1 protein-coding gene and 1 pseudogene are annotated in these 1082 nt (G+C 39.7%); both read right to left on the minus strand.

Going from position 1 to position 1082, the window contains the following annotated elements:
- Window positions 1–202, minus strand: a pseudogene (locus ACNQ0W_RS25165) (hypothetical protein); the annotation flags it as partial.
- On the minus strand, window positions 189–1007 hold the full coding sequence (locus tag ACNQ0W_RS25170) for a TnsA endonuclease N-terminal domain-containing protein (RefSeq protein WP_417933294.1): 819 nt from the start codon (window positions 1005–1007) through the stop codon (window positions 189–191). The gene ACNQ0W_RS25170 and the pseudogene ACNQ0W_RS25165, both read right to left, overlap by 14 nt.
- Between the last annotated feature and the right edge of the window lie 75 nt (window positions 1008–1082).

Genomic DNA, 1082 nt, shown 5'->3' on the forward strand with positions numbered 1-1082 from the left:
CTTTACAAGTTATGCTATTTGATTCAATATAATATTTAAACATTGAAAATGAGAAAGGGATTGGCTTACCCGTTCTTTCTGATTTTATTTTAAACAAAATTAACAAATCGACCTTTCTGTCAAAATCCAAAACACGGTAAAGTCCCTCTGCAAGCAAATCAGTGCCTTGAGAGAGCCAGACTGAATTCCTAATAATATCCATTTGCGTTCAGTCCTATATAGTGGTCATTGGAAATTATCTTTATCAGACCGGTTTCGAGTATTGGATATGATAAATCAACATTTATCATTTTTAATCCAATCATTGCCTGCAATAACATCATCGCTTCTTGTGCATCTACCCCAAAGATTGATGAAATCATTGCACGTAGTCCTACTATGGGATAAACATCTGGTTTAAGCTTCCATAGGATTTTATCAAGAGGATATTTATCATAAAATTCAGAACCATCTCTTAATACAGAAGTAGCCCAGCAAATGTTTTTACCGACGACGTTATTGAGTTCCGAGCCAACATAAATTTGAAACTCAACATCAATCAACTGCCAAAACATCCTCTCTATTTCAAGTTTTTGGGCTTCGCGTTCAGGTATGCTCTCGTTATGTTTTACTGCTATAGCTTTGTATCGAAGTCCGCCTTCAGGAGTTCTCAAGGTCAGTAAAAAATCGGTTGTCATAACATTCAGAACTTCGACAGGTACTCCTCTTACTCCCCTCACCATAGGATGTTGAAAATGTAGATGATTTGCTATTTGTTGGGTAAGCCGGAGAGGAAAGAGTGGGAATTGTTCCCGGATATCAATCACCGAGTCATTAAACTCAGCCAGATAGAAAAAGTTACTTTCGACAGAAGAAAGGAGATGATGGTTTCGAAACGTCTTAAGGCCAAAGACTATCGAACGGTTTCCACGGGATTTAACGTCCTGAGCTCTAAGCCAGGGCTGATAACTTTGGCCATAGCCCACTCCTATGCCGTCACCTAGGGAAGGTGCGAACAAGTTCCTGATATGAGATCATCATATTCATCCGGAGCGCATCCCAGAGGGACATCATGAGCCATCAACTCACCTTCGCCGATAGTG

It is taken from the genome of Enterobacter cloacae complex sp. 6730903 (genome assembly GCF_048283985.1).
GTDB classification, from domain to species: domain Bacteria; phylum Pseudomonadota; class Gammaproteobacteria; order Enterobacterales; family Enterobacteriaceae; genus Enterobacter; species Enterobacter hormaechei_C.